This window comes from Gordonia desulfuricans NBRC 100010, assembly GCF_001485495.1.
Classification (GTDB): Bacteria; Actinomycetota; Actinomycetes; order Mycobacteriales; family Mycobacteriaceae; genus Gordonia; species Gordonia desulfuricans.
In genome coordinates, this window is record NZ_BCNF01000054.1 from 1 (window position 1) to 25057 (window position 25057).

24 protein-coding genes are annotated in these 25057 nt (G+C 67.6%); 11 read left to right on the top strand and 13 right to left on the bottom strand.

Annotated features, from left to right (window positions below; all coding sequences use genetic code 11):
• Positions 1-213 precede the first annotated feature (213 nt).
• The 4 genes from GD1_RS09570 to GD1_RS09585 are packed head-to-tail and all read right to left on the bottom strand — an operon-like array spanning position 214 to position 3788.
• Positions 214-1305, bottom strand: a complete 1092-nt coding sequence (locus GD1_RS09570) for an NAD(P)H-dependent flavin oxidoreductase (RefSeq protein WP_059036841.1) — start codon at positions 1303-1305, stop codon at positions 214-216.
• The gene (locus GD1_RS09575; protein WP_020792458.1) at positions 1302-2066 is read right to left on the bottom strand and encodes a CoA-transferase subunit beta; all 765 of its coding nucleotides are present in this window, start codon (positions 2064-2066) and stop codon (positions 1302-1304) included. The genes GD1_RS09570 and GD1_RS09575 overlap by 4 nt, the downstream gene beginning before the upstream one ends.
• Positions 2063-2998, bottom strand: a complete 936-nt coding sequence (locus GD1_RS09580) for a CoA transferase subunit A (RefSeq protein ID WP_020792457.1) — start codon at positions 2996-2998, stop codon at positions 2063-2065. Before GD1_RS09580 ends, GD1_RS09575 begins: the two co-directional genes overlap by 4 nt.
• 1 nt (position 2999) lies before the next feature.
• A complete protein-coding gene (locus tag GD1_RS09585) occupies positions 3000-3788 on the bottom strand; it encodes an enoyl-CoA hydratase family protein (RefSeq protein ID WP_059036842.1) in 789 nt (262 codons plus the stop codon).
• A 96-nt stretch (positions 3789-3884) separates the two neighbouring features.
• Between GD1_RS09585 and GD1_RS09590 the strand changes: the two genes are divergently transcribed.
• Genes GD1_RS09590 through GD1_RS09600 form a run of 3 tightly spaced genes read left to right on the top strand, consistent with a single transcriptional unit; the run spans position 3885 to position 6074 of the window.
• The gene (locus GD1_RS09590) at positions 3885-4706 is read left to right on the top strand and encodes an SDR family oxidoreductase (protein ID WP_059036843.1); all 822 of its coding nucleotides are present in this window, start codon (positions 3885-3887) and stop codon (positions 4704-4706) included.
• A 39-nt stretch (positions 4707-4745) separates the two neighbouring features.
• A complete protein-coding gene (locus tag GD1_RS09595) occupies positions 4746-5645 on the top strand; it encodes an SDR family oxidoreductase (RefSeq protein WP_059036844.1) in 900 nt (299 codons plus the stop codon).
• A gap of 57 nt (positions 5646-5702) precedes the next feature.
• Positions 5703-6074 (top strand): DUF8021 domain-containing protein, encoded by a 372-nt coding sequence (locus GD1_RS09600; RefSeq protein WP_059036845.1) that lies wholly within the window; start codon positions 5703-5705, stop codon positions 6072-6074.
• Positions 6075-6096: 22 nt separating this feature from the next.
• On the opposite strand, the gene GD1_RS09605 is transcribed toward GD1_RS09600, so the two are convergent.
• A complete protein-coding gene (locus tag GD1_RS09605; protein ID WP_059036846.1) occupies positions 6097-6753 on the bottom strand; it encodes a GNAT family N-acetyltransferase in 657 nt (218 codons plus the stop codon).
• A gap of 150 nt (positions 6754-6903) precedes the next feature.
• Between GD1_RS09605 and fadD8 the strand changes: the two genes are divergently transcribed.
• Complete coding sequence (gene fadD8, locus GD1_RS09610) at positions 6904-8541, top strand: fatty-acid--CoA ligase FadD8 (protein ID WP_059036847.1); 1638 nt, start codon at positions 6904-6906, stop codon at positions 8539-8541.
• Positions 8542-8592: 51 nt separating this feature from the next.
• On the opposite strand, the gene GD1_RS09615 is transcribed toward fadD8, so the two are convergent.
• Positions 8593-9753 carry a DUF5685 family protein gene (locus GD1_RS09615; RefSeq protein WP_059036848.1) on the bottom strand — a complete coding sequence of 387 codons (1161 nt, stop codon included), beginning with the start codon at positions 9751-9753 and terminating at the stop codon, positions 8593-8595.
• Between the two features lie 56 nt (positions 9754-9809).
• On the bottom strand, positions 9810-11069 hold the full coding sequence (locus GD1_RS09620) for a cytochrome P450 (protein WP_053776214.1): 1260 nt from the start codon (positions 11067-11069) through the stop codon (positions 9810-9812).
• Between the two features lie 165 nt (positions 11070-11234).
• Here GD1_RS09620 and GD1_RS09625 point away from each other — a divergent pair, with 165 nt between their 5' ends.
• Entirely contained in the window at positions 11235-11855 is a 621-nt protein-coding gene (locus tag GD1_RS09625) for a TetR/AcrR family transcriptional regulator (RefSeq protein ID WP_059036853.1), read from the top strand.
• Between the two features lie 311 nt (positions 11856-12166).
• Here GD1_RS09625 and GD1_RS09630 read toward each other — a convergent pair whose 3' ends face one another.
• Both GD1_RS09630 and GD1_RS09635 read right to left on the bottom strand, forming a co-directional pair.
• The gene (locus tag GD1_RS09630; RefSeq protein WP_059036849.1) at positions 12167-12652 is read right to left on the bottom strand and encodes a nitroreductase family deazaflavin-dependent oxidoreductase; all 486 of its coding nucleotides are present in this window, start codon (positions 12650-12652) and stop codon (positions 12167-12169) included.
• Between the two features lies 1 nt (position 12653).
• Positions 12654-13817 carry a steroid 3-ketoacyl-CoA thiolase gene (locus GD1_RS09635; protein WP_059036850.1) on the bottom strand — a complete coding sequence of 388 codons (1164 nt, stop codon included), beginning with the start codon at positions 13815-13817 and terminating at the stop codon, positions 12654-12656.
• A gap of 300 nt (positions 13818-14117) precedes the next feature.
• On the opposite strand from GD1_RS09635, the gene GD1_RS09640 reads away from it, so the two are divergent.
• The 3 genes from GD1_RS09640 (at position 14118) to GD1_RS09650 (ending at position 16608) form a co-directional block, all read left to right on the top strand.
• Positions 14118-15389 (top strand): cytochrome P450, encoded by a 1272-nt coding sequence (locus tag GD1_RS09640; protein ID WP_053776216.1) that lies wholly within the window; start codon positions 14118-14120, stop codon positions 15387-15389.
• The gene (locus GD1_RS09645; RefSeq protein WP_020791995.1) at positions 15386-15838 is read left to right on the top strand and encodes a nuclear transport factor 2 family protein; all 453 of its coding nucleotides are present in this window, start codon (positions 15386-15388) and stop codon (positions 15836-15838) included. The genes GD1_RS09640 and GD1_RS09645 overlap by 4 nt, the downstream gene beginning before the upstream one ends.
• A 230-nt stretch (positions 15839-16068) precedes the next feature.
• Positions 16069-16608, top strand: a complete 540-nt coding sequence (locus GD1_RS09650) for a carboxymuconolactone decarboxylase family protein (protein WP_053776182.1) — start codon at positions 16069-16071, stop codon at positions 16606-16608.
• A gap of 33 nt (positions 16609-16641) precedes the next feature.
• On the opposite strand, the gene GD1_RS09655 is transcribed toward GD1_RS09650, so the two are convergent.
• The 3 genes from GD1_RS09655 to GD1_RS09665 are packed head-to-tail and all read right to left on the bottom strand — an operon-like array spanning position 16642 to position 19937.
• Positions 16642-17820: a thiolase family protein gene (locus GD1_RS09655; protein WP_020791996.1), complete on the bottom strand. Its 1179-nt coding sequence runs from the start codon at positions 17818-17820 to the stop codon at positions 16642-16644.
• Positions 17820-18869 carry a thiolase family protein gene (locus GD1_RS09660; protein WP_053776183.1) on the bottom strand — a complete coding sequence of 350 codons (1050 nt, stop codon included), beginning with the start codon at positions 18867-18869 and terminating at the stop codon, positions 17820-17822. The genes GD1_RS09655 and GD1_RS09660 overlap by 1 nt, the downstream gene beginning before the upstream one ends.
• 33 nt (positions 18870-18902) lie before the next feature.
• A complete protein-coding gene (locus tag GD1_RS09665) occupies positions 18903-19937 on the bottom strand; it encodes a Zn-ribbon domain-containing OB-fold protein (RefSeq protein WP_244882628.1) in 1035 nt (344 codons plus the stop codon).
• Between the two features lie 75 nt (positions 19938-20012).
• Here GD1_RS09665 and GD1_RS09670 point away from each other — a divergent pair, with 75 nt between their 5' ends.
• Positions 20013-21050 carry an LLM class F420-dependent oxidoreductase gene (locus GD1_RS09670; protein ID WP_059036851.1) on the top strand — a complete coding sequence of 346 codons (1038 nt, stop codon included), beginning with the start codon at positions 20013-20015 and terminating at the stop codon, positions 21048-21050.
• 92 nt (positions 21051-21142) lie between these two features.
• On the opposite strand, the gene GD1_RS09675 is transcribed toward GD1_RS09670, so the two are convergent.
• Positions 21143-21964: a crotonase/enoyl-CoA hydratase family protein gene (locus GD1_RS09675; RefSeq protein WP_020793764.1), complete on the bottom strand. Its 822-nt coding sequence runs from the start codon at positions 21962-21964 to the stop codon at positions 21143-21145.
• A gap of 80 nt (positions 21965-22044) precedes the next feature.
• Between GD1_RS09675 and GD1_RS09680 the strand changes: the two genes are divergently transcribed.
• Positions 22045-23691, top strand: a complete 1647-nt coding sequence (locus tag GD1_RS09680) for an acyl-CoA synthetase (protein ID WP_059036852.1) — start codon at positions 22045-22047, stop codon at positions 23689-23691.
• 21 nt (positions 23692-23712) lie between these two features.
• On the top strand, positions 23713-24852 hold the full coding sequence (locus GD1_RS09685) for an NAD(P)H-dependent flavin oxidoreductase (protein WP_053776218.1): 1140 nt from the start codon (positions 23713-23715) through the stop codon (positions 24850-24852).
• Positions 24853-25057 lie beyond the last annotated feature (205 nt).

The window sequence follows — 25057 nt, forward strand, 5'->3', positions numbered from 1 at the left end:
TCTCGTCGCTTCGCTCCTTGTCGGCTCAACCATCAACGGGGATTTGCTGATTGAGCCGGGACCGAGCATCGCGAGGACACGTGTCGAAATCTCCGCAGCGTACGTCGGGTGGTGACCACCTCGAAAGCGGTCACGTCAGCAACTCGGCCGACGGAGGTTTCGACACGACTCGGTGACGTTCAACCGGCAGACGGTGTTCCGTGTCGTGGGCACTCAGCCGAGTGAACCGAGTGTCTTCAGTCGTTCATGTGTCCGGGTTATGATCGACTGGATCAGCTCGTCGCAACTCGGCAGGTCGTCGATCATGCCGACCACCTGCCCTGATGCAAGCACCCCGGCCCGGGTGTCACCTTCGACGAGTCCGGCGCGCAACAGCATCGGGGTGTTGCCGGCCATGATGATCTGCTGCCAGGTGCGTTCCCCGGACTTGCGCATGGCACGCCCGTCTCGCAGCATCGTCGTCCACTTCATGCCGGTCAACTGCTTGAACTCGTTGGCATTGCGGGCCGCGGCCACCAGGGCTTTGGCGGGGCTACCGCTCTCGAGGGCCTCCACCAGCGGGGTCTTGAGCACGCGGTGCGGCATGCCGTCGACCTTCACCGACACGACGGTGTCGTTCAGACTGCGCGCAAGGTACTCCTGCTTGACCGCATCCGGCACCGCCGAGTCCGACGTCAACAGGAATCGGGTCCCCATCGCGACGCCTTCTGCGCCATAGGCCAGCGCAGCGGCAAGGCCCCGACCGTCGAAGAACCCACCCGCCGCCACCACGGGCATATCCGAACCCGCGGCGGCCAGCGCGTCGAGCACCGACGGCAACAGCAGGGTGGTGGCGACCGGACCGGTATGACCGCCGCCCTCACCGCCCTGCACGATCACCGCGTCGGCACCCCAGGAAGCCACCTTGACCGCATGTTTGGCCGCACCGATCGACGGAACCACCACCACACCATGGTCTTTGAGCTTGGCGATCAGCTCCTTCTTGGGGGCCAAGGCGAACGACGCCACCTTGACACCCTCGCGGATCAGCAGGTCGATCCGTTGGGGTGCATCGGTGGCATCGGCGCGGATGTTGACGCCGAAGGGCTTGTCGGTCAACGACTTGGTCTTGGCGATCGCGGCCTCGAGTTCGCCATAGGTCATCGTCGCCGAGGCCAGGATGCCCAGACCGCCCGCATTGGAGGTGGCCGAGGTCAGCGACGGCCCCGACACCCAGCCCATGCCGGTCTGCACCACCGGATACTCGATGCCGACCAGATCGGTGAACCGGGTCGACAGGGCCGCAGCCCGTCCCTGTGCGGTCATTTCACTTCTCGATTCCGAACACCCTTGGGATCGAGCACATCCCGGATCAGCGCCAGTTCGGACTCCGACGGGATACGGCTGACCGGCGCGTCGGCGAGTCCGGCCACCTCGAAGGACGTGTTCTCGGCGACCTCGTCGGCACCGACCCCCGGATGCAACGACACTGCCCGCATGGTGTGGTCGGGACCGCCGAAGTCGAAGACGCCGAGATTGGTGATGACCCGGTGGATGTCGAGATCGTCGAATGCCGGATTGTCGGGATCGACCTTGTCGTAACCGATTCCGGACACGATGTCGACGGTGTCACAGAACACTCGGGACGAATGCCGTCCCACCCAATAGCTGGTCGGATGGTTGATCGTGTTACCGGGCGCGCCACGCACACCGAACATCTGGCGGGTCGGCTGCTGCAGCGGACCGAATGCCGACAGGTTCTGGTTGCCGTGGCGATCGATCTGATTGGCGCCCATCACCACATGGCGACGACCCGACGCGACGACGTCGAACACCTTGGAGAACGGCATCCAGCCCTCGATCGGACCGGTCTTGCCGATCGCCGGGGTGTCGGCCAGGATCAGCGCCTCACCGTCGGTGATCAGCAGGTCCTGCTCGAAGGTCAGGCGCGCCAGCCGCGCACCCAGAAGGGGGACCGGTGCCATCGGCGAGGCCATGATCTCGCCTGCGCCACGGAATATCTCGGCGCATGCGACAACACAGATCTCGGCGCGGGTGACATCCGCGGGGGCTTCGGTGGTGGTCACTTCGCTGCCTCCTCCTGCTCGGCACGCCATGCGGCGACCTCGCGCTGATATGTCGGTTCGTCCACCTCGAGGAACCGTTGCGAGAACGCCTGCCACGTCTGCGGGTCCTTCGCCGACTCCACATAGAACCGCTGGAACGCCTCGTCCCGGGCATAGTCCGCAGTGGGGTTCGGCCCGGTTTCGGTCGCAGTACCTGCGAAGGTGAAATGCGCACCGTTCGGTGTGTGCACCACGCGGTCGACGTTCATCCGATTGAGCAGAAGTCGCTGTGTGGGTACCGATTTCACCAGGACCTCGGTGGAGACCAACTGATCGGTCTCGAGGTAACGGCGATCGGCGGCGGCACAGTAGAGGTCGTCGAAGTACGGGTCGACACCGGTGTAGGCGGCATTGCCGCGGTTGTCGGCGAGATCGAGATGGACGAATGCCGCGTCGAGCTTGAGCGCCGGCATCGCGATCAGCGTCTGGGTGCGGCCGTCGGCGTCCGGGTAGGGGGAGGTGACGGTCTTGAGCTCGCCCTCCCAGAACGTCAGGACGTCGGAGCCCAGTCCGGCGCGGATCGGCTGGAACGGCAGACGTGCGGCGGCGGCCTGCAGGCCGGCCTTGATCATCCCCTCGTCCATCTCGCGGGCCTCGATCGCGCCGGAGGTGCGTGCGGTGGCGAACCACGGATCGTAGAAGGGAGCGGAGTCGAGTGAGACGAAGCCGTAGTAGGCGCGGCGGACCTTGCCTGCCGCGCAGAGCAATCCGAGGTCGGGCCCGCCGTAGGTCACCACGGTCAGGTCGGTCACCTCGGAGCGGGCCAATGCGCGGACCAGGGCCATCGGCTTGCGCCGTGATCCCCAGCCGCCGATGCCGATGGTCATGCCGTCCCGCAGCTCGCCGATGACCTCGTCGAGGGTGCTGGTCTTGTCGGTCGGTGTGGCGCCCATGTCAGCCACGTCCCCCTGTCTTGAGTGCCTTGCTGTTGGTCAGTGCGCGGCCGGTCGCGACGAACTCGTCCCGGTGCTCGTCGGCGACGCCGCTGAGGTTGAGCTCGAACGTGTAGCCCTGTTCGAGGCGGTAGCTGGCCTTCACGTCCACCGGATCGATGTGGTTGATCGCCGACTTCGCCGCCCGGATCACCCGGGTGTCCTTGGCGGCGATCTTCTCGGCGACCTCGGTGGCCGCGGCGTCGAGCTCGCCGGCCGGCACCACCCGGTAGACCGAACCGAAGTGCAGCAGTTGCTCGGCGGTGACGTTCTGCGCGGTGTAGTAGAGGGTGCGCATCATGTGCTGCGGCACCAGACGTGCGAGATGCGTCGCGGCACCGAGTGCTCCACGATCGACCTCGGGCAGGCCGAACACCGCACCCTCGGTCGCGACGATCACGTCGGCATTGCCGACCAGACCGATACCGCCGCCGACGCAGAACCCGTTGACCGCGACGATCACCGGGACCGCACAGTCATAGACCGCACTGAACGCGGCCGCACAGCCGTGGTTCGCGGCGATCAGGGCGTCGAAACCCTCGGTGGCCTGCATTTCCTTGATGTCGACGCCCGCATTGAATCCGCGGCCCTCGGCGCGCAACACCACCGCGTGGGTGGTGGGGTCGTCACCGGCCGAGGTGATCACCTCGGCCAGTTCGAACCAGGCCGCCGACGGCAGGGCGTTCACCGGCGGGAAGTCGACGGTGACCGTGACAACCCCCGTGTCGGTGCGTGAGGTGGTGATCGGCACGCGTGCTCCTCTCGGCTGTACTCGCCGAACGTCGGGTACGGAAACGTCCGGGAAACCAACCAAGCAATTGCTTGGTTCTTTGGTAGGGTAGCACCCATGAAGACATCGGCACAGGTACCCGCGAATGCGGATCCCGACCATCGCGGACCGGACCTGGGACTCGAGGGAAAGATCGTCCTCGTGACCGGCGGGGCACGCGGCGTGGGTCTCGGGATCATGCGCGTGCTCTCCGAATTCGGTGCGGTGCCGATCGCCTGCGCCCGTCATGCAGGTGATGCACTGTCGACGGTGCCCCGCGCGCGGTTCATCGCCTGCGATGTCCGCGACGAGGAGGCGGTCACCGCGATGATGGGGTCGATCGTCGCCGACCACGGTCGTCTCGACGGCGTGGTCAACAACGCCGGCGGTTCACCGTTCGCCCTGGCCGCCGATGCCTCGCCCCGTTTCGCGAGCAAGATCGTCGAACTCAATCTGCTCGCACCGCTGCTCGTCGCACGGGCCGCCCATGCGGTGATGGTGCACCAGGGCGGGGGCGGTGCGATCGTCAACGTGTCCAGCGTGAGCGGTCACCGACCGTCGCCCGGGACCGGCGCCTACGGTGCGGCCAAGGCCGGCCTGGACAACCTCACCGGCACCCTCGCCGTGGAGTGGGCGCCGCGCGTGCGGGTCAACAGTGTGGTGGCCGGGCCGGTGGAAACCGAACTGGCACACCTGCATTACGGTGACGCCGCGGGTATCGCGGCGGTCGACGCCACCATCCCGATGGGCCGAATGGCCCGACCGGCCGACATCGGTGCCGCCGTGGCGTTCTTCCTGTCGCCACTGGCCGCCTACATCACCGGCAGCACCCTCACCGTTCACGGCGGCGGTGAGAAGCCCGCGTTCCTCAGCGCGGCCAATGCCGGAAACGACGCCTGACACCGGATCGCTCCGGACCATCTGAAAGGGAGAACAACTGTGGGTGAGAGTGCCTTGAACACCGACCGCGTGGTGATCGTGACCGGAGCCGGTCAGGGAATCGGCCGGGCGCATGCACTGGCCTTCGCCGCCGACGGCGCCCGGGTCGTGGTCAACGACTACGTCGCCGACGCCGCGAACGGCGTGGTCGGCGAGATCCGTTCGGCCGGAGGGCAAGCGGTGGCCGCACCCGGCGACGTCGCCGACTGGGACACCGCCGCCTCGATCGTGGCCACCGCGGTGGAGCAGTTCGGTGCCCTCGACATCCTGGTGAACAACGCCGGATTCGTGCGCGACCGCATGCTGGTGTCGATGTCGGAGGACGAGTGGGATGCGGTGGTGCGGGTGCACCTGAAGGGGCACTTCGTGATGCTGCGGCATGCCGCCGAGTACTGGCGCGCGCAGGCCAAGGCGGGTGCCCCGCGTCAGGCGCGCGTGATCAACACGTCATCCGGCGCCGGACTGTACGGCTCTGTCGGACAGGGTAATTACGCGGCGGCCAAGGCCGGGATCGCGGAGCTGACCGTGCAGGCCGCCGCCGAGATGGGCGGCTACGGCGTCACCGCCAATGCCATCGCGCCCGCCGCCCGTACCCAGATGACCATGGGTGCCGGGGAGGCGATGGCGGCGCAGATGGCCGCCCCCGCCGACGGTTCCTTCGACGCGATGGACCCGGCCAACGTATCGCCGCTGGTGGTGTGGCTGGCCTCGCCGGAGGCCGCCGGCGTCACCGGCCGGGTGTTCGAGGTCGAGGGCGGAAAGGTCTCGGTGAGCGACGGCTGGCAGCGTAGTGTCGAACGCGACAAGGGATCTCGCTGGGAACCGGCCGAACTCGGCCCGGTGATCGAGGAGATCCTCGCCAAGGCGCCGGTCCCGATGCCGGTGTACGGGGCCCGCTGAGCATCTCGTGTGCTCCGGGACCGTGGACCCGGGACCGCAGATGAAGAAGAGTGGTGGATGAGCGATTCCGTCGATGACCGGCGCAGTGCGGCGGCCAAGGCCTACATCGATGCACTGGTGACCCACGACCCCTCGTCGGTGTCGCTGCATCCCGCCTGTACGCGTGTGGAATTCGGGATCAAGACCGGCCGCAACGGCGACCACATCGCACGCAGCCTCGCACGCGGACCGCAGTTCAGGATCATCCACGCGGTCGGTGACCTCACCACCGAGGTCGCCGGCCACACCGTGACCACTCGATACTGGGTTCACGTGCGGCCCAAGTTCGTCGGGCTCGCCGCCCCGGTCTCGGAAACGTTCGTGGTGGACGACGAAGGCCGAATCCGCACCATCGTGGCGAGATTCGGCCTTCCTCGTCGGCGTCTCTGACCGAGTCGGACCACGTGGTCGGCTAGGCGCCGGGGGTGCGCACCACCATCGGGACGCCGGGGAAGTACGCGGCCATCTCCGACCGTGACTTGCGCAGGGCGGCGGTGCCGTAGCCGTGCTTGCGGCGTTCCGGGTGGATCCAGATGCGGACGTCGACCTCGCCGGACTTCAGCTCACCGAACACGATGCCCACCTTGGCCTCACCCTCGGTGGCCACCAGCCAGACGGCCTCTTCGCTCTCGACGCGGTCGCTGCCCTTGGCGATCTCCTCGCTGACCGCGGAGGCCGGGGCGCCCGACCCGTCGCCGGCCAGGCCGAGTTCCTCGGTGCGCACGGTGAACAGGTCGGCGTCGTCGGACGGGGAGAAGGGCCGCAGGTCGATGGTGTCGCCGCTGCTCGCGGGCCGTTCGGCGAGGGTGAAGGTGAGCTCGGTGTTGAGATCGTCGAGCTCGGCCTGGTTCTTGCGCCGCTGGTCCTTCGTCAGCTGGTCGAGCTTCATGCCCAGGATCGCCTCGACCCCGAGGTGCGACTTGTCGAGGAGGGTGGTCAGCGCCTCGACGGCGGCGTCGTGGTCGTCGGCGTCGACGATGACGTCGAGCACCTCGTGGCGCCGTTCGAGGGCGGTCAGCAGTGCGTCGGTGATGTCGCGTCGTGTGGTCGTTTGATCAAGATCGGTCATGTCGTCGATGGTAGAGAGCTACTCACGGGTACGACATGGAACGTGTTCTAGTTGTTCGAGTTGGCCATGTGGCATCCAAATTGCCCTGTCAATGATGTGGTGTCGGCAACACACTTCCCCAAAAATGGAACACGTCCTAGTCTTGGCCGTATGAGTGTTGAGACATCGACGTCCGAGTACGACCCCCTGCGGAGCGGAGTCCACCTCGGTGACCTGATGGTCGCCGCGCTGCGCCGCCACGCCGATCGCAATGTCCTCGAGCTCGGTGGCACGGTCCTCACCGGCCGCCAGATGGCCGACGCGACGAGCCGCTACGTCCAGGCCTTCGAGTCCCTCGGGGCCGGCGCCGGATCGGCGGTCGGGCTGCTGGCGCTGAACCGCCCGGAGGTGCTGCTGGTCATCGGGGCGGGGCAGACCCAGGGCTGGCGCCGGACCGCGCTGCACCCGCTCGGGTCCCTCGACGACCATGCCTATGTCCTCGCCGACGCCGGGGTCACCACCCTGGTCATCGACCCGGTGCCGATGTTCGTCGAACGGGCGCTGGCCCTGGTCGAGCGGGTCGGCAGCCTCGAGCAGGTGCTGACCCTGGGGCCGGTGCCCGAGGCCCTGGCCGGTGTGGGGCGTGACGTGATCGCCGAGGCCGACGGATTCGAACCGATTCCGCTCGTCTCGACGCCGCTGCCACCCGACCACATCGTGTCCATCACCTACACCGGCGGTACCACCGGTAAACCCAAGGGCGTCATCGGGACGGCGCAGGCGATGGCCACGATGACCCAGATCCAGCTCGCCGAGTGGGAATGGCCGGAGAACCCGAGATTCCTGATGTGCACCCCGCTCTCGCATGCGGGCGCGGCGTTCTTCGTGCCGACCCTGATGAAGGGCGGCACCATGATCGTGCTGGCGAAGTTCGATCCCGCCGAGGTGCTGCGCGTCATCGAGGAGAAGAAGATCTCCGCGACCATGCTCGTGCCGTCCATGCTGTACGCGCTGCTCGACCACCCGGACTCGCGCACTCGCGACCTCTCATCCCTGCAGACGGTGTATTACGGTGCGTCACCGATCAATCCGGTCCGACTGGCCGAGGCGATCGAACGGTTCGGCCCGATCTTCGCCCAGTACTACGGCCAGTCCGAGGCGCCGATGGTGATCAGCTACCTCGGCAAGGACGATCACCCGCTGCCCGGTGGGGATCCGCGTCGCCTCAGCAGCTGCGGGCGTCCCTCGGCCTTCCTGCGTACGGCCTTGCTCGGCCCCGACGACACACCTGTCGCGCAGGGGGAGCCCGGCGAGATCTGTGTTGCCGGACCGCTTCTCGCCGGCGGCTACTGGGGCCTGCCGGAACAGACCGCCGAGGCGTTCCGCGACGGCTGGCTGCGCACCGGCGACGTCGCCCGCGCCGACGAGGACGGATTCTGGTACATCGTCGACCGCACCAAGGACATGATCGTCACCGGCGGCTTCAACGTGTTCCCGCGCGAGGTCGAAGACGTTGTGGCCGAACATCCGTCGGTCGCACAGGCGGGTGTGATCGGGGTGCCCGACGACAAGTGGGGTGAGGCCGTCACCGCGGTGGTGGTGCTGCGCGCCGAGGCCGCCGCCGACGCCGCGGCCAAGGCGACGATCGTCGCCGAGATCCAGGAGTCGGTGAAGACCCGCAAGGGTGCGGTGCAGTCGCCCAAACAGGTGCTGTTCGTCGACGCCCTGCCGCTGACGGCACTCGGCAAACCCGACAAGAAGGCCCTGCGAGCACGGTTCTGGGAGACAGCCGAGCGCGGCGTCGGCTGAGGCGGGATCGGGGACGGGCCGGACCGGTCCCGTCCCCGGCACCGCCGACCCTCAGTTGCAGTCGCAGCAATCGCAACAATCACAGCAGTCGCCGCAATCACCGCAATCGCAGTCGCCGTCGCACGCTTCGGGTTTCCACTCGTCGCTGCAGTGATTCCAGTGGTCGGTGCAGCATGCGCGGCCCGAGCACGAGTTGCCCACGAACGGGGCGATCCGTTGCCAGAAGGGTCGCCCCGGTGGAAACGGTGGCGGGTACGGCCAGTGCTCGGGGAAGCCGTCCGGCCGTTCCTGCGGCCAGACCGGTGTCGTGGGCCGCTCCCATTCGGCCCGGCAGCTGTGCGTCCGGGACAGTCCGAGAGCCTTCACGCGACGGTCCACGGCCTGGGTGAGCCCGTCGAGAAGTACCGCGCGCAACAGCCGGTCGTCGACCAGTTCGAGGCGACCGTAGGCACGTCGGATCGCCCGCACCATCCGGCGGCAGTCCTCCACTGCCGCAGCGGGACTCGTACCGGTGGCATCGAGCGGATTGAACGATCCGTCGGCGCGATCGGCATCGATGTCGTCGATCGCGTCGAGCAGGTGGGCGATGGTGCCGAAGTGCGCACCGATCTCGGTGAGCGCGTCACGATTTGCCGGGGCACCCGCGGCGTCGGCGGTGGCGGCGAACACCCGGGCGGTCGCGGCCGCGGTGGGCGCGGTCAGTTCCGCCAGCGGGACACCGCGGTCCAGGCCGCTCCGTTCGACGGTGGCCTGGACCGACAGATCGGCCAGGACGGAACCGACATCGAGTGCACCGGAACCGGATTCGGCTCGCCGTCGCAGACGCCGGCCGACGATCGAGGCCACCGTCGACCGTGTCCGGGCCGGCGGGGCGAGGGCGAGATGCTGCTCGGCCACCACGTCGTCGGCCTTGGCCGCGGCCAGTGTCAGGGATGCGGTCGCCGCGAGCTGCGCACCCGGGTCGCTGCCGTCCACCACCGTGGCGGTGCGCATCCCGCGCAACGGGCAGGGGCCGGCGGTCCGTGTGGCCGGTGAATCATGCTGTGCAGCTGTGAGAATCGAGATCATCACCGCATCGGTGCTGGTGGTGAGCCGGGTGGCCTGGCCGTGACCGTCGCGCAGCGTCAGGCACAGTCCACACAGGTGGGCGCGCCATTGGGCGCTCAAGTCGTCACCGAGGACGTGCTGACATGGCGTCAGGATGCCGAACATGTCGACATCCAATCATTCCGGGCCGCATCCGACGATCGGACACGGCCCGGTGTCGGTCACTGAGCGGACACAGGACATCCCGAGTAGCGGACCGGTAGGTCCTTGACCCCGTTGAGCCAACCGGAACGGACACGTCGCATGTCTCCGACGCGTTCGATGTCGGGGAGGACATCGGCGATGGCGTCGAAGATCAGATTCAGTTCCAGCCGGGCGAGATTGGCGCCGATACAGAAGTGCGCCCCGTTGCCGCCGAATGCCAGGTGCGGGTTGGGATCGCGGGTGATGTCGAACGTGAACGGGTCGTCGAAGACGTCCTCGTCGTAGTTGGCGGACCCGTAGAACAGTCCGACCCGCTGCCCCGCGGCGATCGGCACGCCGCCGATCTCGGTGTCGGCGAGTGCGGTGCGCTGGAAGGCGTTGACCGGGGTGGCCCACCGGAGGATCTCGTCGATCGCGGTGCGCGGACGCTCTTTTCGGTACAACTCCCAGGCATCGGGACGGTCCAGGAAGGCATTCATGCCGTGGCTGGTGGCGTTGCGGGTGGTCTCGTTGCCCGCGGTGATCAGCAGGATGACGAAGAACCCGAACTCCATCTCGTTGAGCGCCTCGCCGTCGATGTCGGCCTGGACCAGCGTGGTGACGATGTCGTCGGTGGGATCGTTCCGGCGCGCCTCGGCCATCTGGTAGGCATAGCCGAGTAGTTCGGCGTTGGCCGTGGTCGGGTCGATCGTCTGGTCCGGGTCGTCGGTGTTGATGATCGCGTCGACGAGTTCGTGGATACGCGGCCGATCGGGTTCCGGCACGCCGATCAGATCCAGGATCGCCTGCAACGGCAGGTGGATCGACACGTCGTCGACGAAGTTCCCGGAGTCCTTGGCGGCGGCCTCGGAGACGATGCGCCGTGCGGTGTCGGCGAGCTTCTCCTCCAGTGCACCAACGGCTTTCGGCGTGAAGATTCGCGAGACGATCTTGCGCAACCGGGTGTGCTCCGGCGGATCGTGGTTGATCAGCAGGGCCTTGGTGAACTCGATCTGATCGGCGGTCACATACTCCGGCAGGCGGATGATGGCGCCGTTGGCGTTGGTCGACCAGAGTTGATGATTCTTCGAGATCTCGCGGATATGAGCGTGTTTCGAGATGGCCCAGTACCCGCCGTCATGGAATCCGCCACCCGTTCCGGGTTCCTGGGCGTTCCACCACACGGGTGCGGTTCGGCGTAGTTCGGCGAACTCCCGGACCGGAATCCCCTGTTCCAGCAAGTCCGGGTCGGTGAAATCGAAGCCCGGGCCGAACGGGCAGACCTTGGTTGTCGTCACTTGTTCCTCCCACGGCGCACCGGCTGTGTGCGCGATCACCACACCATACACCTATTTGTGAGGCGTATGGTCGGATCGGCGGGGCCGGATCTCGTCGGTGACCGTGCCGCGGCGGGTAGGCTGATCAGCCATGAACTGGGCCGGCAGGCGAGACGAGCGGCGCTGATGCGCACACATGGCTGGTCCGGGCGTGTGCCGGCCACCGACGCCGAGGCGGTGGCGCGGATTCTCGCCGCCACACGTGAGGTGATCGACGAGCGCGGCGCAGCGACCAAACTGTCCGACGTGGCCCGCGTCCTCGGCGTCACCCGGCAGACGGTGTATCGCTACTTCCCCAGTACCGAGGCGCTGCTCGCGGCGACCGCGGCCGAGGCGGTCGGGACCTACCTGGACGGGATCAGCGCGCGGTTCGCCGGGATCGCCGAGCCCGACGCCGCGGTGATCGCAGGTGTCTGCGCGGTTCTCGAGACCGTCACCGACGACCCGTACCTCGGCATCCTGATGAGCCCCGGGCATCAGACGCTGCCCGCGATCGGCGGCATCACGTCCGACGGGGCGCGGGTGTTCGCACGCGCGATGGTCGAGCGGATGGACGTCGACTGGACGGCCCGCGGCTACGGCGAGCCCGAATTGGGGCTCGTCGTCGAGTTCATCCTGCGCACGCTGCAGTCGTTCATCCTCGATCCGGGCGGTTCGTCGTCGGTGGCCGGTCGTCGGGAACTGCTCGACGCCTGGCTCGGTGCCGCGATCCGGGCGCTACCCGCGCGGACGGCCGTCGGGCGCTGACCCCGATGGTCGGGCGCGGGTCCCGACCGCCGAGATCATCTCCGAGGTGGTCGCGATCGGAGGTCGGCCGGCGGAGGTCTCGACACGACTTGTCGCTGCGCTCCTCGTCGGCTCGACCGGCAATTGGTGCGTGGTCGAATGTGGTGACGGAGTGGCGCATGTCGAGGCGTGCCCCCGGTCGGCTCGACCGGCATTGGTGCGTGCTGTTGGGGTGGGACGTCCTGGTGAAGGCGGGGCCGGCTCGACCGGCAATTGGTGCGTGGTGTCCGGGTGGCACGCCCTGGTGGAAGCGGGGCCGACCGTCGCGACCGTCAGCGCGGCGAGCAGATCACCACCGGGATGGTGCGGTCGGTCCAGGAGTCGTAGTTCTCGAAGTCGGCGTACATCTCGACGAGTTTCGGCCACAGTTCGGCGCGTTCGGCGTCGTCGGCGGTCCGTGCGAGGAGTTCGTGGCGCTCGCGGCCCACCTCGATGACCACCTCCGGGGTGGCCTGCAGATTCAGGTACCACGCCGGATTGCGGGGCAGGCCGCCCTGTGACGCGACGACGATGAAGTCGTCGCCGCGCCGCAGGTAGAGCAGGGGAGCGGTGCGGGGTTCACCCGACTTGCGGCCGATGGTGGTCAGCAGGCACACCGGGGTGGGTTTGTGGAATGCCGAACCCACCCGCCAGGTGCTGCCGATCCTCCCGCCACTGGCGCGGTAGATCCCGGTGTTGAGGCGCGAGCCCAGCTTCATCAGCTTCTGGACGACGGGCGAATCGAGCTGCCCCGGACGCTCTTTGGGGAGCCCGGCCATCTCAGATCCGCTCGATGATGGTGCCGGTGGCCATCGCGCCGCCGGCACACATGGTGATCAGTGCGGTCTGTCCGCCGGTGCGCTCGAGCTCGTGCAGTGCGGTGGTGATCAGTCGGGAACCGGTGCTGCCCACCGGATGTCCGAGTGCGATGGCGCCGCCGTTGACGTTCACCTTGTCCATATCGGCATTGTGCACCTGTGCCCAGCTGAGCACCACCGATGCGAACGCCTCGTTGATCTCCACCAGGTCGATGTCCGACAGCGCCATCCCTGCCTTGGCGAGGACCCGCTCGGTGGCCTGCACCGGTCCGTCGAGGTGGAACTGCGGTTCGGCGCCGACCAGTGCCTGCGCGCGGATGCGGGCGCGCGGGGTGAGTCCGAGGGCGCGGGCCCTGGCCTCGTCCATCAGCAGGACCGCGGCCGCGCCGTCGGAGATCTGCGACGACGTCCCGGCGGTGTGGATACCGCCGTCGATCACCGGCTTGAGTGCGGCGAGCGATTCCCGGGTGGTCTCGCGCAGTCCCTGATCGCGGGTGACGTCGAGGACGGTGCCGGTGAACTCGCCCTCCTTGGTGCGTTCGGGGGCCTTGACCGCGAGGATCTCGCGGTCGAATCGGTGCTCGTCCCATGCCTGCCGGGCACGGTGCTGGCTGCGCACGCCGAGTTCCTCGATGTCGTCGCGGGTGATGCCGCGGCGACGTGCGATCCGCTCGGCGGCCTCGAACTGGTTCGGCAGGTCCACATTCCACGAGTCGGCGTGGTACGGGCCGGCGGCGGTGCCGACGTTGGCGCCCAGCGGCACCGTGCTCATCGTCTCGACGCCACAGGCGACGCCGACGTCGATGGTGTCGGTGGCGATCAGCCCGGCGATCAGGTGATTGGCCTGCTGGGCCGATCCGCACTGGCAGTCGATGGTGGTGGCCCCGGTCTGTTCGGGCAGCCCCGACGACAGCCAGGCCTTGCGGGTGACATTGCCCGCCTGTGAACCGGCCTGGGTGACGCACCCGCCGATCGCCTGCTCCACGAGGTTCGGGTCGATCCCGGCCCGCTCGAGCAGTCCGCGCTGGGTCAGCCCGAGCAGTTCCTCCGCGTGTAGCCCCGACAGCCACCCGGCGCGCTTGCCGATCGGTGTCCGCACGGCCTCGACGATCACCGGTACGCCCATATCCGTTTCCTCTCCGAGGTCCTCAGTGTCTCCTGCCAAATTAGAACAAGTTCTTGTTTCAGTCCAGGGCGAACGCCGATAAACGAGAACAGGTTCTAACTCGATTCGGGGCCCACTGGGACGGTCGACCAGCTCGGAAAATATGCCCCGAACTGGGGCGGGTGTCCAGAAAAACCTAGAACGAGTTCTCGTCAATGGACATTGTCGGTGTGTACCGTAGGTCACAGATGAGACCGAATGCGCTTCTCATCTCAACGACGGTAGTGACAGGTGGTGTGATCAGTGGTGAGTACGGTCAACGTGCCCCGGGGGGTGTCGTCCGCCGACGCCGAGGAGGGGCTCGAGTTCACGAAGCAGGAGGGGTGGGACTTCACCAACCCCGAGCTGTTGGAGAAGGGGATTCCGGTCCGGGAGTTCGCGCAGCTGCGCCGGACGGCCCCGGTCTGGTGGAACGCACAGCGTCCGGGCAAGGGCGGTGGCTTCCACGACGGCGGCTACTGGGTGATCTCCAAGCATGCCCACATCCGCGAGATCTCGAAGAACAATGCCGACTGGGCCACCTCGCCCAACGGTGTGATCATGCGGTTCGACGACGAGATGACCCAGGATCAGCTCGACGTCACCAAGGCGCTGCTGATCAACCACGACCCGCCGGAGCACACCCGGCTGCGCAAGCTCGTGTCCAAGGCGTTCACCCCGCGTGCCGTGCAGGCGCTCGAGGAGAAGCTCGACGCCGCGGCCCGCACCATCGTGCAGCGAGCCCTCGACGAGGGGTCCGGTGACTTCGTCCACGACGTCGCCGTCGACCTGCCGCTGCTGGCCATCGCCGACCTGCTCGGCGTGCCGGAGGCCGACCGGGTCAAGCTGTTCGACTGGTCGAACAACATGATGAACTACGACGACCCGGACTTCACCGAGGATCCGCAGATGGCCTCGGCGGAGATTCTGGGTTACGGCTACACCATGGCCGAGGCCCGCAGGAAGAACCCGGTCGACGACATCGTCTCGGTCCTGGTCAACGCCGACATCGACGGCCAGGCCCTCGACGAGACCGAGTTCGGCTTCTTCTTCATCCTGCTCACCGTGGCCGGCAACGAGACCACCCGCAATGCGATCACGCACGGCATGAACGCCTTCCTGGAGCATCCCGACGCGTGGGACCTCTACAAGCGTGAGCGCCCGGCCACCGCGGTCGACGAGATCGTCCGCTGGGCCACGCCGGTCAACGCCTTCCAGCGCACCGCCAAGCGGGACACCCAGGTCGGTGGCGTCGACATCGCCGAAGGCCAGCGCGTGGGTCTGTTCTACGGTTCGGCCAACTACGACGAGGAGGTGTTCGAGAATCCGTACACCTTCGACATCATGCGAGATCCCAACCCGCACGTGGGATTCGGTGGCAACGGCGCGCACTTCTGCGTCGGCGCCAACCTCGCGCGGATGGAGATCAACCTGATGTTCAACGCGCTCGCCGACATCGTCCCGGACATCACCCGGCTCGAGCCGCCGCGGCGCCTGCGGCACGGCTGGATCAACGGGGTCAAGGAACTCCGGGTGGACTACGGGGCGAGATGACCACCACCAGCAGCGACACCCCGGCGTATCTGAACATCGACCGGGACAACCATCCGGCGGTACTCGCCGGGCGCCGATCGCGGGAGGCGGTCGAGGCCCGGGACAAGCAGGCGTGGATCGACAACTTCGCCGACGACGCCACCGTCGAGGATCCGGTCGGGCCGTCGATGTTCGACGCCGAAGGGAACGGATTCACCGGTAGGCAACGGATCTCGGAGTTCTGGGATCTGTCGATCGGGACAACGGAGAAGATCGAGTTCGTCTTCGACGAGGAGATCATCTGCGGCAACGAGGTGGCCTACATCGGAACGATCGTGACCCACATCGCGGGCCACATCTCCGAGGCACGAGGGGTGTTCACCTACCGGGCCGACGCCGACGGCAAGCTCAGCGCACTTCGCGCCTTCTGGGAGGTGGAGAAGACCATCAACTCGGTCCGCAAGGCCTGAGGACGCTGCAGCAGCCAGGACGAGGGCTGAACTCACAAAGGTGTTGGTGCCTTTGTGAGTTCGGCCCTCGTCGTTGTCGTGTCCGCCGAACGGTGACGACCAGCACACTGTGACGTGCGGCCATGGCCTTGTCACACCGCAGGGTTCGCGTCAGGGTGGAGACACGGCGATTGCGGTGCGGGGCCCCGTCCGCCGCGCGAGTCCGGCCCCGGATCTGGAAGGTGTGGACAATGAGGTCGCTCGAACGCATACGGATCAACGCCAAGGCCCTCGGCTCGGCCAAACGTCACCGGGGAGACCTGTTCTCCTGGTTGGGACGCCGACCCCAGATACTCGCGGCGGTCGGCGTGTACGAGACCGCCGTCCTGCTGAGCAACAAACTCGACCCGACCCTCAAAGACCTCGCCGAACTGAAGTCCGCCGGACTGGTCAACTGCGAGTTCTGTCTCGACATCGGCTCGGCCATCGCCACCCACTCCGGGGTCACCGCACAGCAGATCCGCGACCTGCCGGTCTATCGCGACAGCGATGCCTTCACCGAACTGCAGAAACTCGTCATCGCTTTCGCCGAGGCCATGACGAGTACCCCGGCGTCGTCGGAGACGCTTGCGGAACTGCGGGAGCGGTTGCTCGCACAACTGAGCCGGGCGCAGGTCGCCGAACTCGCGACCACGGTGGCATGGGAGAACCAGCGTGCCCGGCTCAATCAGTCACTCGGCGTGCGGCCCACCGGGATCTCCGACGGTGCGGCGTGCGCGCTGCCGGAGTGACCGGGGGTGATCGCCGAGCCCGATTCCCGAACATCAACTCTGGGGCTTGTCCACCCCGAGCAGCCACATCGAGAAGTACTGGGAGCCACCGCCGTAGGCGTGGCCGACGGCCTTGCGGACATCGCGCACCTGATGTGCGCCGCCCTTGCCCATGACCTGGATGGCGGCCTCGGCGAAGCGGATCATGCCCGACGCGCCGATCGGATTGGACGAGAGCACACCGCCGGAGGCATTGAACGGGATACGTCCGCCGATCTCGGTCTCACCCGCCTCGGTGAGCTTCCAGCCCTCACCCTCGGGGGCGAAGCCCAGATTCTCCAGCCACATCGGCTCGAACCACGAGAACGGCACGTAGATCTCGGCGGCGTCGATCTCCTCGATCGGGTTGTCGATGCCACCGGCCTTCCACAGCGCGGCCGCGGCGTCGCGACCGGCCTGCGGGTTCACCACATTGCGATGGGCGAAGGCCAACGGCTCGGTGCGCATCGCGGTCGCATGGATCCAGGCCACCTTCTCGCCGTCGGCGAGGGCCGCGTCGGCGACGGCCTCGTCGCCGATCACCACCGCACACGCGCCGTCCGACGACGGGCAGGTCTCGTCGTAGCGGATCGGGTCCCACAGCATCTGTGAGGCCAGCACGTCTTCCACCGTCTTGTCCGGTTGATGCAGGTGCGCAAGGGGATTGAGGGCACCGTTGCGGCGGTCCTTGGCGGCGACGATCGCCCCGATGTGTGCGGGTGCGCCGGAGCGTCGGATGTAGGCACGCACGTGCGGGGCGAAGAAGCCGCCCGCACCCGCACCGACCGGCTTGGTGAACGGCACCGGAAGCGACAGCGCCCACATGGCATTGGACTCCGACTGCTTCTCCCACGACACCGCCAGCACCCGACGGTGCACGCCGGCGAAGACCAGTGACGCCGCGACATTGGCGGTGGACCCGCCCACCGATCCGGCGGTGTGCACCCGGATCATCCGTTTGCCCACCGCACCGATCGCCTCGGCCATCGCCAGCTCCGGCATCATGGTGCCCTCGAACAGATCCGGGGCCTTGCCGATCACGATCGCGTCGATCTCGTCGATGTCCACCCGGGCGTCGGCGAGGGCGGCGTCGATGGCCTCCCGGCACATCCCGGCCATCGTGACATCGTGACGCTTGGCGACGTAGGTGGTCTGGCCGGTGCCCAGCACCGCCGCACGATTGTGGTGTGCCATCAGTTCTCGTCCCCCAGATGTGCTCGGTCGCCCAGCGTGACCACCATGTTCTGCTGCAGGAGCGGTCCGCTCGTGGCATGGGCGACGGCGGTGGATGCGTCGCCGTGCAGGATCTCGTGTGCGGCATAGCCGATGCGCTGCAGTCCCGCCGAGAACAGCGAGTTGCCCGCCAGGAGACCGCCGGACGGATTGATCCGCACCGAGTCCGGGAGGTTCAGGGCCTGGCGCACGATCAGTTCCTGATGGGTGAACGGTGCGGCGATCTCGGCGACGTCGACCGCACGGCTCCGGTCACCGAAGGCGGTGTCGCCGGCGAGCACCGTCGACGGCGACACCGTCAGATCCCGTGCACCGAAGTTCGGTGAGTCGATCCGATGATCCCACCCGGTGATGTAGGCCGGGTTGGCGACGAGCTCCTTGGCCCGCCGTTCGCTGGCGACGATCACCGCGGCGGCGGCGTCGGTGTAGGGCGCGATGTCGTGTGGCCGAAGCGGATCGGCGATCGGTGCGGTGGCCAGCAGCTCGTCCACCGAACCCCCGCCCGCGCGTGCGGCGACCGCCGCCATGTCGGCCTCGGTCCAGGCGCCGGACTCGATACCGGCCCGCGCCTGCAGTGCGGCGAGGGAGGTGGCGCTCGGCCACAACGGTGCCACGGTGTACGGATCGGTCTGCAGGGTCAGGGTGAGATCGGAGTTGCCGGCGGTGGCCTTGCCGAAGCCGTAGGCCAACGCCAGGTCGACCTCACCGGTCGCGATCTTGACCCATGCCTCGTACAGCGCCCAGGCGCCGTCCATCTCGACGTGGGACTCGTTGATCGGTGGCATCGCACCGATCGAGTCGATCGCCGAGATGAACGAGAAGGCGCGTCCGGCAAGGTAGTCCGACGATCCGCTGCACCAGAACTCGATGTCGGTGCGGGTGATGCCGAGTTCGGCGTAGAGCTTGGAGAAACACGGGATGAGCATCTCGACACCGTTGGTGGTGCCGTGCGTCCCGGCGATGTTCGGGCTGTGTGCGAACCCGACGATCGCGATCCTGGGAAGGGTCACGGGTACTCCTTGGTCAGTGAGAGTGGTTCGCGGTCAGAGGAATTCGCGATAGGTCTCGTACTCGGCGTCGGGCTCGCCGGTCGGCCGGAAGTGGCTGATGCTGCCCATCGACAGTTCGCGTTCCTCCTCGGGGGCCCACACGGCCTGCACCCGCATACCCATGCGGACCTCGTCGGCGGGGCAGTCGAGGATCAGGTGCAGGAACGGGATGTCGGAACCGTCGAGCAGCACATACGCCGCGACGTACGGGGGTGCGATGCGCTGGCCCTGGAAGGGCACGTTGACGATGCAGAAGGTGGTGACGATGCCGGTGTCGGGCAGTTCCACCCGCTCCACCGCCACCGCGCCGTCGGACGGACTGACCTGGCGCGGCGGGAAGTACACCCGGCCGGCGTCCACGCCGGTGCCGATCCGCGACCCGTACAGCTTGCCGTTGCGGAGCCCTTCGAGATACCAGGACTCCTCGGCGGTGGCCGAGTGCACGATCGAGGTGGTGATCGGCGTGGTGATGACGACGTGCTCGTCGTCGGGATGCTCGATCTCGTTGGGTGCGGCGGCAACCGGGGCGTCGCCGGCGGCGAAGTATGCGATGTCGTCGATCCGTCCGGTCCGCGCCGCACGCCACACCGCATGCACCCGCATCCCGGTGCTCATCTGCTCCGGGCCGTCCACCGACACCACGTGCAACAGTGCGGTGTCGGCGCCGTCGAGGCGGATCAGCGCCCATGCGAATGCGGTGTCGAGTGGCTGTGCCGCAACGGGTTCGGGATTCCACGACCAGGTGGTGACGGTTCCGGTGGCGGCGACGTCGACCAGCTCGGTGGACAGTGAACCCGTCGTCGGGTCGAACTCCACCGGTGGCACCGCGACCCTGCCGTCCGGACCGCGGGAGCCGACGATCCGGCCGTCGCGCAGGCCCAGGGCGAACTGGCTCAGGACCGGTCCCAGGGATCGCGTGTATCCGAAGGTGTTGGTCAGTGGGGCGGTGAGGACGGTGGTCTCGGGTTCGGGCACCGTGGCGACCGGGCTCGACGCCCCCCTGTCGGCGCTCGTTGTGCTGATGCTCACTCTTCGAGTAGAACACGTTCTAGTATTGATGACAAGGCGCATGTCACGGCCATTCCGCGAGAGAGATGAGGCGTTGTGAAACTCGCACTGCAACTGGGCTATTGGGGGGCAGATCCGATCGCGGAGGCGCCCGCGCTGGTGGCTGCGGCCGAGCTGAACGGGTTCGACGCGGTGTTCACCGCGGAATCCTGGGGTTCGGATGCCTACACCCCGCTGGCGTGGTGGGGGGCCGCGACCGAGCGGGTGCGGCTGGGCACCGCCGTCGCCCAGATCTCCGCCCGCCCGCCGACCGCGCTGGCCATGCATGCGCTGACCCTCGACCATCTCTGCGGCGGTCGGCACATCATCGGACTCGGGGTGTCGGGTCCGCAGGTCGTGGAGGGCTGGTACGGGCAACCCTTCGCCAAACCGCTCGCGCGGACCCGGGAGTACGTCGACATCGTGCGGCAGGTGCTCGCGCGGCAGGCGCCCGTGGTGAGCTCCGGGCCGCACTATCGGCTGCCGTACCCCGCCGACGCGCCCGGCTCCACCGGGCTCGGCAGGTCACTCAAGCCGATCACCCATCCGTTGCGGGCCGACATCCCGATCTGGCTCGGCGCCGAAGGACCCAAGAACGTCGCCCAGACGGCCGAGATCGCCGACGGCTGGCTCGCGGTCTTCTACAGCCTCTCGCTCGCCGACCGGTACGAACAATGGCTGGCCGAGGGCTTCGCCCGCCCGGGTGCGCGCCGCCGTCGCGACGACTTCGAGGTGGCCGCGGGGGCGCAGGTGGTGATCACCGACGACGTCGCCGCGGCGGTCGACCGGTACCGGCCGTCGACGGCGCTGTACGTGGGTGGGATGGGCGCCAAGGGCACCAACTTCCACGCCGAGCTGTACACGCGGATGGGATACGGCGACGAGGTGGCCGAGATCGGTCGGCTGTTCCTCGCCGGGAAGAAGGCCGAGGCCATCGCCGCGGTTCCCGACGAGATGGTGCGCGAGACCATGCTGGTCGGGACGGCCGAGGAGGTGCGCGCCCAGATCAAGCAGTGGGAGGCCGCGGGTGTCGGCATGCTGATGGTCACCGCGCGCGACGTCGCCACGATCGAGCAGCTGGCTGCGCTCGTCTGATATGCGGGCCAGACCCTCCACACTTACGCAGACCCCCCGACCTGAAGTCGGGGGGTCTGCGTAAAAGTGGAGGGTCTGCGTGCGACCGGCGGTCACTCGCCGGTGAACACCGGCTTCTGCTTGGTCGCGAACGACTTCGGCCCGACCTTGGCGTCCTTCGACTGGAACACCTTGATGCCGATCGGTGCCTCGATCTGGAAGGCGTCGAGCTCGTGCATGCCCTCGGTCTCGCGGATGGTCCGCAGGATCGCCTGCACCGCGAGGGGTCCGTTGGCCGCGATGGCGTCGGCGAGTTCGAGGGCTTTGTCGAGTGCCGAGCCGTCGGGCACCACATGCCCGATCAGGCCGAACTCCTTGGCCTCGGCGGCGCTGATGTGCCGTCCGGTGAGCAGGATGTCGCAGGCGACGGTGTACGGGATCTGACGGACCAGCCGCACCGCACTGCCGCCGAGCGGGAACAGTCCCCACTTCGCCTCGGACACACCGAACTTGGCACTCTCGCCGGCCACCCGGATGTCGGTGCCCTGCAGGATCTCGGTACCGCCGGCGATCGCCGGACCCTCGACCGCGGCGATCAACGGCTTGGTCAGGCGGCGTCCCTTGAGCAGTGCGGGCAACGACGCCGGGTCCCAGGTGCCCTGTTTGACCGTGTCGCCGGGTGCATTGCGCGACATGGCCTTCAGGTCCATGCCGGCGCAGAATGCGCCACCGGCACCGGTCAGGACGGCCACCCGGATGTCGGGATCGGAATCGACCCGGTCCCAGGCCTCGGTCATGATCGCCATCATCTCCGACGACAACGCATTGCGGGCCTGTGGCCGGTTCATCGTGACGATCAGGACGTGATCGCGCTTCTCGACCAGGCAGTGCGGAGCGTGGTCGGTGGCGGATTCGGCGTCGGACGTCGTGGTCATCTCGCGGACCCCCGTGGGTGAAGTTGAGCGAATTCGGACAAACCCTTGTCCCAAACAGTAACACGTTCTAGTTTTGGGTCATGGCATTTCACATCGCCGACCTGATCGAGCATGCCGTCGACCTGGTTCCAGACCGGATCGCGCTCGAGACCGAGGGGCAGTCGGTGACCTATGCGGACGTCGAACGGCAGGCGAACGCGCTCACTCACGAGCTCCTGGAGCTCGGCGTCGAACCGGGGGATCGGGTAGGTCTGTACAGCAGGAACACCATCGAATGCGTGATCGCGATGATCGCGATCTTCAAGGCGCGCGCGGCGATGGTCAACGTCAACTACCGCTATGTCGAGGCCGAACTCGAGCACATCGTCACCGACTCGCAGATGACGGTGCTGATCCATGAGCGCCAGTACGGCGATCGCGTCGTGAACGTGTTACCGAATTGCCCGGAACTCGCCCATCTCGTCGTGATCGACGACGGCACCGATGTGCCGGTACCCGACGGTGCGCTGCGCTACGACGACATCGTGGCGACGCGATCGGGTGACCGCGACTTCGGGCCCCGCTCCGACGACGACATCTACATGCTCTACACCGGTGGCACCACCGGCCGCCCGAAGGGAGTGGTCTGGCGTCAGGAGGACGTCTGGCGCGTCCTCGGCGGTGGCATCAACTTCTATACCGGCGAGCGGATCGCCGACGAGTGGCAGCAGGCCCGGGACGGGGCGAAGAACGGCCAGCTGGTGCGCTTTCCGATCCCGCCGTTCATCCACGGCGGTTCGCAGTGGGCGGTGTTCCAGGAACTGTTCGCCGGCGGCAAGGCGGTCATCTACCCGGAGTTCGGTGGCCACCAGGCGTGGTCGATCGTCGAGAAGCACAGGGTCAACGTCGTCATGATCACCGGCGACGCGATGGCGCGGCCGATGGTGGAGGCACTCGAACAGGGCCACCCCGAGGGGCGCCCGTACGACACGTCGAGCATGCTCTCACTCGCGTCGTCGGCGGCACTGTTCTCCGCCAGCGTCAAGGACCAGTACCTCGAGATGCTGCCCAACCTGCTGATCTTCGATGCCATCGGGTCGTCGGAGACGGGATTCAGCGGCATGTCGGCTGCGCAGAAGGGCACCTCGCATGTCGGTGCACCCCGCGTGACCGCCGACAAGGCCGCGGTGGTGCTGCGCGAGGACGGCACCCGGGTGCAGCCGGGCAGCGGTGAGGTCGGCATCCTGGCGCGCTCGGGCCACATCCCGCTGCGCTATCACAACGATCCGGAGAAGACCGCCAAGACCTTCAAGGAGTTCGGTGGCATCCGCTACGCCATCCCGGGTGACTTCGCGACGGTGGAGGCCGACGGTTCGATCACCATGCTCGGTCGCGGTTCCCAGTCGATCAACACCGGTGGTGAGAAGGTGTTCCCGGAGGAGGTCGAGGCCGCCCTCAAGGCCCATCCCGACGTCTTCGACACCGTGGTCGTCGGTGTTCCCGACGAGCGATACGGGCAGCGGGTGGCGGCGGTCATCGCCGGTCGCGCCGGTGCCCGGCCGAGCCTGGCGAGCCTCAACGAGGTGGCGCGCACCGCGATCGCCGGATACAAGTGCCCGCGCAGCATCTGGTTCGTCGACTCCATCAAACGTTCACCGGCCGGAAAGCCGGACTACCGGTGGGGGAAGTCCGTCACCGAGTCCCGCGCGGCTGACGAAATCCAGCAAGTCATCTCCGGAAGGGCCTGAAACACCATGGCAGCAGCGCGAATCCACACCGAGCTGACCGAACGGTTCGGTATCGAGTACCCGATCTTCGGATTCACCCCCAGTCAGCACGTCGCGGCCGCGATCAGCCGTGCCGGGGGACTGGGCGTCCTCGGATGTGTGCGGTTCAACGACCCGGACGAGCTCGACGAGGTACTCGAGTGGATGCACGAGAACACCGACGGCAAGCCGTTCGGTGTCGACGTGGTGATGCCGGCCAAGATCCCCACCGAGGGAACGCAGGTCGATCTCGCCGCGATGATCCCGCCGGAACACAAGGCCTTCGTCGAGCGTGTTCTCGACGATCTCGGGGTGCCAGCGCTGCCCGACGGCGAGCGTGTGAACGCCGGAGTGCTGGGGTGGCTGCATTCGGTGGCACGCTCGCATGTCGACGTCGCCATGGCCCACGCCGACAAGTACGGACAGATCAAGCTGATCGCCAACGCGCTGGGATCGCCGCCCTCCGACGTGATCGCGACCTCGCACGAGCACGGTGTCGCGGTGGCCGCCCTCGCCGGTGCGAAAGACCATGCCCTGCACCACGTCGAGGCCGGTGTGGACATCGTCATCGCCCAGGGCTACGAGGGCGGTGGACACACCGGTGAGGTCACCTCCATGGTGCTGTGGCCCGAGCTGGTCGACGCCGTCGGCCACACCGCACCCGTCCTCGCCGCCGGCGGGGTGGGCAGCGGCAGGCAGATGGCAGCCGCGATCGCCCTCGGGGCCCAAGGGGTCTGGATGGGGACGTACTGGCTGACCGCAGCCGAATACCAGCTCGGGGTGCCCGAAGGACATGAAGGACCGTCGACGGTGCAGCAGGCACTGCTCGCCGCGTCGTCCCGGGACACGGTGCGACGTCGGATCTACTCCGGAAAGCCCGCGCGACTGCTCAAGACCCGGTGGACCGAAGCCTGGGACGCCGACGGTGCGCCCGAACCGTTGCCGATGCCGCTGCAGAACATCCTGGTGTCGGAGGCACATGCCCGGATCTCGGCCTCCGACGATCCGGGTGTCGTCGCCATGCCCGCCGGCCAGATCGTCGGACGCTGCAACGCGATCACCCCGGTTGCCGAGCTGATCGCCGACATGGTCAGTGAATACGAGGAGGCCACCGCACGGATGGGTAAGACGCTGGAGGCGTGACCGCGCCGGCCGGCTCGGAACGCGATCGCCTCGGTGGGGGTCACTTCCCGGCGTGGGCTGCGGAGATTTCGACTCGGGTCCTCGCTCCGCTCGGTCCCGGCTCAATCATCAATGCCTGGCGACGAGGCGTGTCGAAACCTCGGTTGGCCGGGGTTGTCGGCGTGACCACCTCGGGGGTGGTCGCTACCCAGCGTGGGCTGCGGAG